5 protein-coding genes are annotated in these 8,484 nt (G+C 46.6%); all 5 read right to left on the bottom strand.

The window, feature by feature from the left end:
- Window positions 1-38 precede the first annotated feature (38 nt).
- Window positions 39-296: a pilus assembly FimT family protein gene (locus tag AC5JLB_RS00650; RefSeq protein ID WP_495871926.1), complete on the bottom strand. Its 258-nt coding sequence runs from the start codon at window positions 294-296 to the stop codon at window positions 39-41.
- Window positions 297-453: 157 nt separating this feature from the next.
- Window positions 454-1,026 (bottom strand): prepilin-type N-terminal cleavage/methylation domain-containing protein, encoded by a 573-nt coding sequence (locus AC5JLB_RS00645; protein WP_495871925.1) that lies wholly within the window; start codon window positions 1,024-1,026, stop codon window positions 454-456.
- 24 nt (window positions 1,027-1,050) lie between these two features.
- Window positions 1,051-2,097: a PilW family protein gene (locus tag AC5JLB_RS00640; RefSeq protein WP_495871924.1), complete on the bottom strand. Its 1,047-nt coding sequence runs from the start codon at window positions 2,095-2,097 to the stop codon at window positions 1,051-1,053.
- A gap of 45 nt (window positions 2,098-2,142) precedes the next feature.
- Window positions 2,143-2,949 (bottom strand): type IV pilus modification PilV family protein, encoded by an 807-nt coding sequence (locus AC5JLB_RS00635; RefSeq protein WP_495871923.1) that lies wholly within the window; start codon window positions 2,947-2,949, stop codon window positions 2,143-2,145.
- Window positions 2,950-2,968: 19 nt separating this feature from the next.
- Complete coding sequence (gene hpsA / locus AC5JLB_RS00630; protein WP_495871922.1) at window positions 2,969-8,281, bottom strand: hormogonium polysaccharide biosynthesis protein HpsA; 5,313 nt, start codon at window positions 8,279-8,281, stop codon at window positions 2,969-2,971.
- Between the last annotated feature and the right edge of the window lie 203 nt (window positions 8,282-8,484).

Here is an 8,484-nt window from a genome sequence, read left to right as displayed (position 1 = left end):
TTATTTCACTGCCTTGCTGATTGAACTTCGCTGAAATGTCAACACAACCTAGTAAGTTCATCATTACCGACAGGGTGAATGGCCCACTGGACTCTATTATCGAATTGTCTAAATTTCACGTCGTATCTAAGGTGCTGCAATTTTGCTTTGATTTGCGCTTGACGCACAACATCGTGCACTTGATTTTGAGCCGTGATTAACTTCCAGTTATCGTGAAATGCTGTCCAAGACGGAGCCGCGATCGCTGCCATGATACCAATCATGACCACAACCACCAGAACTTCTAGTAGGGTCATACCAAGATCCAACCTAGTTCTACCGAAGTGCTGTTTCCATCTTTTACGTCGATTCGACTTAGTAAATCGCTTAAATTGGGGTAGACGGGGGTTTAGCGGCATCAGCAGATCTGTGATCAAGTGAATGAAGACGAACGATAGCAAGCTTGGTTTTAGGCTACTGACAATCAGTATCCGCGCCTTCCTGTATTGCCCCTAGTAGCGTTTTAATGGCGATACAACGACGAGGATTGGTACTGCTAACAACTCCAACTACGATTTTGTATCCGTTGGTTGTATCTAAAGCAGTGTTATTGGTTTTAATCACATTGCCGTAAGTATCAAACAAGACAGAAGCATCAAAAACTTGGCTTGCTGGCGCTGGCACAGAATTTACTTTGATTGTCCCAGGCTTGATATCCCCGTTGCCTAAAGTCTGCCAGTTCTGAACGTTGCTTTTAGGGGTATCAATTGAATCGCCCAAAACTGGAATAGTCGCCATTCTAGGCGTGTTGCTATTGTTGTCGAAGACGACAGCACGATTAATTTTTGTGCGTTTCGCTTCAGATTGGGCGGCTCGTAGGGTCTCGAAGACCTGATTTCTAGCCGTGTTGACCCGCTGATTGTTCAGAAAAGCCACCCAGCTAGGAGCCGCGATCGCAAACATCACGCCGATCATGATGATAACCACCAGCATTTCGAGCAGCGTGAATCCTTCTGTCGATCGCTTTGAAAATCTTTGCCTTTTCATCGTTCTCCCCCAGTTGAGCCAGCCTTAGATATTCTTGTTTAACACGCCCCGTGTTAGTACACGAGTTTCTAGCGGAAGTGGAACATTACTATTTGAACTGACTCCTGGTCTACCCGAGGCATTCCCTTGAAGGCGAACAACTACTTCTTGGTTTAAAGTACCGTTGCTCTCTCTACCTTTTACACACACATAAAACCCTCTTCTTTTGCTAGATATAGCCGAGTTAGGAGTTAGAACGTAGTCATTATCAGGGCAGGTAACATCATTGCCAGTTAGCTGATTCATATCAATATAGTCAAGCAAAACTTGATTGTTTGCATTTGTAGCAGTAGCTGGATTTTGATAACCAAGAGTGGCTGTATAGTTCTTATCTTTGGGCCAGTAGTTGAAGCCTGTATTTTCTCCTGCTGGATACAGCCAACCTTGAGTTACGGCGGGTTGTGTCCCTGCTGCGCCCGCGCTGCTCTCAGTAAACTGAGGCAAGTTGTACCGCTTGATTCTGGCTTTACCCTTCCAAATTTCAGAAGTAGAAGTAGTCCAGTCAAGGGTATAAACAACCAGAGTATACATACGACGAGAAATGCAGGGAACACCCGTCACGTCAGGAGGAAGGGGGTCACTCTTAGAAAAAGCGGTTGCCTTGTTGCTACAGGCGTCTTTTAACTTTTGAGGAAGATCTTCCACTTTCCAAAACGCTAGAACAGGTAAAGTGCTTGTTCCGCTCGCAATAGGTGCAGGGAGATAATTGAGTAAACCAGTACAGTTTTGGCTCGTATTGACGGTAGTGCTATCAGCAACAAGACAGTTACCGTCATATACATAAACAGCTTCCCGTAGATCGCGAGAAATGTAGTCTACTGCCATTTGGACTTCTCGCTGTGTATCGCTTCGCGCCGCCTCGCGCTGATTTGTTTCTAACAGCTTGACGACCATAAACAGCAGCGCACCCGTAATCACGCTGCCAATGAATAGCGCGACTAAAAGCTCAATGAGCGTGAAGCCCATGTTCCGCTTTTGCTTTGACGTTGCTAGACGTGACAGTATGCTTTGCTTAAAAAATGTTCTGGACATTGTTGGTATCTCTGATAGAATTTCACCTCTAAAACATGTAGCTGTTTAGCACTTCCGTGAACCTTGAAGATCTGTATTTGTGGGTTTGCAGAGCGCTCTATAGAGATCCATATTCGTACTGGCGTTACTAGGCACGATCGTGGAGTAAAGAACCGCAAGGGGACGTTGCAACTGATTGCCAAGTCCAGTCGTTCCTTTCAGGCTAACTTGCTCTTTCTCACCCTTATTTGCATTCAGGTTCTCTCTAGCAACAAAAGAGTAAACTCTCACTCCCATCACAAAGCCTGCGGGCTTTTGTCCTGCTGCGATCGCATTACCATTAGCGTCGAGACCCCGACTACGAAAGGTTTGAACAAGAAAATCGGCGTCACAATTGCCATTCTGATCCAGATCGACATCAACTTGAATGTACTTATTCTGAGCATCAGGAATCGATACGTTCGTTTTGGATGAGCATGACGGGTTTGCAGTCACAACTTTGTTTTCTTGAGCGCTGTTTGGTGCAGCAATGCCAGCGCGGACTTCTTCTTCAGTGCCTGCATCGGGAGGCAGATTAGTAAGGTCAAATTTATCCCGCTCGACCAAAGCTCGGACGCGATCGATTTCTCCTTGAGCAAGTTGTAAGGCTTGCTCTGCTCTCCGAGTTTGCACACGGGAGCCAGTTGCCCAAAAAATGGGAGGAGTAATGCTGACAACAGTAATTGTGACGACAATTATGGCGACTAACCCTTCAATTAGTGTGAGTCCTTGGTCAGAGCGTTTCACCGCTTGTCGCTGAACCAATTGAAGTGCCAGCCGTAAGGCTATGCCAGGAGCTATAGCCTTGCCTATGTGAGTAATGCGTAATGACATCTGAGACTCCTGCTTACTATTAGCTGCCCGGACAATTCACGGTGACCCCAGCTGGAACAATTCCAGTGCTGGTCTTCACGGCCGTACAGAGTTTGGCAATGTACGGATCGTTTGCAGGGGGTTCGCTATAAAACTCACTGCGATTTTTATCAGAAGTAACGAAACGGCTTGCAGCAGGACCCGCAGGGCTAAGGAGCAGTCCTACGTCATATCCCCAAAAACGGGTAGGAGGTTCGTAATAGGGAATGCTCTCGCTCGTGACCTCAACGCTCGCATTTTCCGGTTCCCACCTTTCCGTCTCGAAGGGTGCAGTCGCATAGTTACTGAAATTAAGCTGTAGGAAAGAGCCAGCAAAGAAGACTTTTTTACCGCCTTCCCAGTTTTCAAGGAAGCGTGGAAAGTTGTGAAGTCCACCATAGCCTTGGTTTTTGCGAGACGGATGAATACCACTCACAATGATGGAATTAATTCTTGTCTCACTAGGCGTCATAAGACGCGCTCCCTTGTCTTTATCCTCGATGGTGAAGTATGAAAGACCTCTTCCTGCATAAGTCTGTGGCTTGTTGACAGGCTGTGGAGTTGTAGGGCTAGTTGGTTGGCTGCCTAAAGCTTGAGGACCTGCCACTACAGGTTGACCGGCGCGAGAAATTTTGATGGGCGATGTGTAATCTGGCCAGTAGTCCAATCTGCTCTGTGTTGTAGATGTAGATCCTGTTGTAGATATATATCGCTGTGAGTATGTAACAAGAGAAGAGTTTTCTCGCACCCAGTCATAACCAGCTTCTAAAGGCGACTTAGGACGGTTTTGATTGTGGAACGACGTGCGCCCGTTGGTGGGACAGCCAGGACCATACAAACCAAATCTGTTGTAGAGGGTTCGATTAGCATTGAGCGCTCCTACAGTAGGAGGAGTGGCGTTGCTTGTTGCTGGTAATAAAAAGTCGGGGACTAATGTTCCAGATCTAGTGCCAGGCTGAATGAAGCTGTCAGCAATGCTGCCATCGCAAAAACTGCTTGAGAGAATCGAGATGCTGTCAGCAAAAATCTCTGAAGGACGCCAACGATCGAGAGTCGGTTTAGCGAAACGGTCATCTTTAGTCGTGCGATCGTAAAACTCCTCTTTTGTGTAAGCACTGTTCGATGGGTCAAACAGGCGTTGTGTAAACTCCTCAATGTTCTCCCCAGATGAAGTATCCACGCCATCTTGATGGAGGTTAAAGTCACCTTGAATATAGACAGGCTGATCCGTGAAGAATGATAGCCCTCGGATGTTTTTCTTCACGTCAATCAGACCATCAGTGCGCTTGACTTGTGCCCCATTACGCAGTCGGAATCCGTGGCTTCTGCGCTCTGGGTCTGGCAGAAAGTCAATTGCTTTTGCTGAAATGCCTCGTGCGTCAACAGCAGGATCTTTGGACGCGTCAGGATTCGTTAGATCCATACCCACTGTCGAATCAGGTCGGTCAATGGCATCTTCACGAACAGCATCTTCACGGAAGGCATATACCATACCACTTTCAGGCAGCCAAACATTTGCTGTGCCCGCCGCCTCATTTCTTAGCATTCCTAAATCGATGTCTAAAGTTCGGGTTAGTAAATACTGACGACCATCGAAGAAGGCGCGATCAAGGAATGGTACTGCTGTAACAACTGCGCTGTCAGTGGTCTCAGCAGAAGCGGGGGCTAGGATAAAGTTGGTTGGCAGATTTACACCGCTTGATGCAGATGGGCCTGAAGTTTTAAAGTTTGCAGGGTAACTGCCTGCTGGTAGATCTGCCTGAACTACCTTGGGCAGTTTCCAGTCATTCAGCTTTCTGGGTTCTAGAGCAATTACTTTAACTGAATGATCTTCGATTGGAAAAGGAACTGTGGGAGTCCAAGCGCCAGAAGTACTAGGCTGTCCAAAGTAAGGACGGCTGCTGAGATCGCTTGTTAAAAGGCTACTATTAACGCCATTAACATCTACTGTAATTTTTGGGATTTCTAACGTAGAAATGGGTGTTATGAACCGTGCCCTGTTTGCTATGTTTGGAAGAGCGTCATCAATTTGTCTAAACGGCTTGTCAGGGACGAGGCTCTTGACATACTCATCGCTAACATATGGTTCAGGAGCAGGATTATCAGGAAGAGTAGTTCCATTAGGCTGGCGGTGATCATACTTTAGAGATGATGCAGATACAGTTTCAATATCCCCAGCAAGAATGTGATTTTTCTCTGGAAATATGTAATATAGGGAAGGAAATTTCGGTAAGATCCTGACTTCTTCTTTCGTGGCAGGGTCTCCAGGTTTGTAGTTTTGCGTTGTAGCAATTGTTCCGCATAGACGAGAGAGTGCCAGTCTATATCTACCTAGGTCTTTCTGACTAAGTTTTGTAAGATTAGCTGCGTCTTCCCGCGATCCATCCAACTTGACAGAAGGTATAGGATTAGCACCGAATACTGCCTGACTAAAGGTGAACTCATCCGGGTCACAGGCAGATGGGAAGACGGGATAGAATGCGTCTTGGAAGTTGACGACATACTCTCCGAAAGCGGGAGAAGGTCGGAATCCAAAGGTACGATCGCGTCGAATCTGATGGTGCAGCATGATTAATTCAGCCATGCGAATTCTTGGATCGTTCTCAACGTCTGAGTTAGTCGTAGCAGCGATTTGTCGCTTTAGTACCCCAATAAAGGCTTCTGGTGGAACGTTGTAGTAGTCTCTTGCATTGTAGGCTCCAACCCCTTGATAAGTGCCATTTGGGTCGTAGCCGTAGGTGCTTAACTGCGACTTGGGCAGCACCTCGCTTTCCGCACTTGTGACTTCGCCATCCATTAGCCGAAAGAGCCGCGCCGCTAAATCTGACAAAACTCTACCGTTTGCATTCAGTGTCGGGGTTGGATCTCTGTCTGGCTTTAAATCATTGTTTGGATTAGACGGGTCGAACTGCTGAATCTCATCAATGTTGTACGCCAAAACCCCTAGTGTACAAGCCGCCGTTTGGAGATAAGTTTTATCTGCAATACTGAGACTTGCATAACTAGCGCCAGCCTCTAGCCTGTCTATCACTCTTCTCAAGTTGGAGAAGTTGCCCCACATCGTTAAGGCAGGGTAGGGATGAGTCTTTGAGTCGCCTGTTTTAGGTGGATAAGCGCCATCTGGATCGCCAGCAAAATGAGCAAGGTTAGATAATGCTTTGCGTAAAGCGCTATCAGAATTCATCGCTTGCTCAAACTGGGCGGCAGTGTTGGCAGGCGGGTTGAATTCCCAACCGTTTGAGCCCTGACCGACGAAGAGATTTGTTCCTAAAAACTCAAAGGTTGAGTTACTCTTGTCGCCTCCTGTTGCAAACTTAGTGGGCAAAAAGTTGATCGATCGCCGTAAGGTTGTTGGTGTACCAGGATGAGCTGTCGTTGCAAGACAGGCGACGGGGTAATCTTTGTTTTCACTGACATTGAAGTGATAGATTGCCGTAGCTTGTGCGGCTGACACATTATCTCTGAGCGACCGTCGCTGCAAGTCAATGTGCTTTACCGTTGCTCCTGGCAGCACAGGGTAGGGTTTAACGGTCGGTGGATACAACGGATCGCCTTCGGTTTCTCCTGCTTCAATGTAGTCATTGTTTCCAGAAAGGTTCTGCTTTGGAGCAAACCAGGTATTGAGATTTCCTAGCTCTAGTCTTTCACCCACTAGAACTCGTAATCCTTTGCTTCTGGCACGACGCTCCCAGTAACCATCTAGACCAACCGCACCCTCGCTTTGCTCATCGGTCGATGGTGGGTCTTGCAGAGTCAGTCGAGAATATTCATTCCCAACGATCGGGTCGCCTACTTTCTTGCCGGGAGGAATTTGCCCGTTGTTGTTGTTGTCGTACCTATATTTCGGACCCCAGCGATCGTCAGCGCGATAAAGGTCATCAATATAAGGAGCTTTTTCGGTAACGTTTCTGATGCGTTTTCCTAATTCTGAATCTTTGAATGGACCAATATTTCCTTCCTTTTTGTCCCACGTTTGTAGATCAGTGTTGTTGCCATTGTTTCGATTGGTATAGCCATCTTCTGTCAGAATCTTGTTTGGATTGATCGAAATATCAATAGGAGTAATGTTGTTTTTAGTAGAATCATTAGCATTACTCAGAGCCGTCGCGCTATTGGTTCCGTGGATATAAATGTTTGACGATCCAGATGTATTGTTGTTCTTTGTTGTTCCAGCCGTTACAACACCTTGAAACAATGTCTGTTTATTTTCGACGTAGTTTGTAACTGTAATCTCGGAGTTAGAAGCTGGGTTATAGACGCAAGAGTTTTTGCCACTGACCAGATGGGCATTAAAATTGACATTGTTGTCACCACTACCAAGGATTAAGCTTCCTTCAGTATGCATTGCCCCATTCCAGTTAAACTGAGCACCTGGATAAATTTCTAGATCATTACGAAACCAAGCTCCCCATTTGTTGCCTCGATTGATGCGGCGATCTTGGTGCAGTTCTAGAGTGACAGCGGTTGATTTTGCGCTGTCTGGAATGACTAGGGCATCAACTTGAAAATTCTTCAGAAGCGTTGAAGTATTGCTGCTATCTTCAAACCATCCGCCTTCTGGTGCGTTGTTTCCGCTATTACTTGTTCCACAGCCAATTGCTTTAAGATCATTACTTAACGGGCCGTGGCGGACAATTAACTGAGCCGCTTTTTCGGTGTCTTTTAAGGAAAGTAATTGTTCACTTGTACTTCGTTGTGTCGGCGTTTCTACAGGGGTAGGAGTTTTGAAGGTAACCGAGTAGACAACCGTTGCATCTGCTTTTCCATCGCTGTCGAGGTCAGTACGGTAAGTCCAGGCATTATCTTTTTTAGCATCGCCATTGAGATCTATCCGTTGCTCATCGGGCAATTTGTATGCGTCAATTAGATTTCCATTCTCGTCTTGCAGGGGAAGCTGGACAATGCCACCAGAGCCATCGTTGAGCAGCATGTTGTAAAGTAAACTCTCACCAGGCACACCACCGGGGTATCGGGTGTCGCGGTTAGAGTCAAACAAAAACTCCAATTTAGAGCGTGCCCGATCGATCGCTGGGGTCGCCGCATTATAAATGACCCTCTGCTGTGCTTCACCAATAACTTGCGTGTTGCGGTTGTAAGCCCGGAAGGTGAGTGCGCCAACAGTCAGTGCCACGACCAGAATGAGCAACACTGTGGTCGGCAACACAAAACCGGCCGTTGAGACTCTTCCTCGACGCTGATTAGAGAGTGCAGTTCGGAGAATCCAATTGATGAGGGTTTTGGTTAGAGATCGATAGAATCTCCAACCTTGGCGGAATAGTCCCTGAATTGCTTGAGCGAGTTTGCGGTGTGACATGGCGACTGTTTTAGCACGAGAGAGACGATGCGGAAACGATTTTGACTGAGTGAGGAAAACTACTGTCTTAATTCACTCAGAACTGAGGTTAACCAAAAATATACGAGACAGAACGATTTGATCCGTTCAGCAGGGCTTTACAATTCAAGTGATAAAAAGGGATTTGAGCTAAAGCATTCATAAAACTTGCCTAAAAAATTTGA

Source organism: Myxacorys chilensis (assembly GCF_059505265.1).
The sequence above is the reverse complement of the archived record's forward strand: the minus strand, read 5'-3'. Positions and strand labels throughout refer to the sequence as shown.

Coding starts and splice junctions, on each gene's coding strand:
- AC5JLB_RS00650 (WP_495871926.1), bottom strand. CDS start 296: ATGACCCTACTAGAAGTTCTGGTGGTTGTGGTCATGATTGGTATCATG.
- AC5JLB_RS00645 (WP_495871925.1), bottom strand. CDS start 1,026: ATGAAAAGGCAAAGATTTTCAAAGCGATCGACAGAAGGATTCACGCTG.
- AC5JLB_RS00640 (WP_495871924.1), bottom strand. CDS start 2,097: ATGTCCAGAACATTTTTTAAGCAAAGCATACTGTCACGTCTAGCAACG.
- AC5JLB_RS00635 (WP_495871923.1), bottom strand. CDS start 2,949: ATGTCATTACGCATTACTCACATAGGCAAGGCTATAGCTCCTGGCATA.
- hpsA (WP_495871922.1), bottom strand. CDS start 8,281: ATGTCACACCGCAAACTCGCTCAAGCAATTCAGGGACTATTCCGCCAA.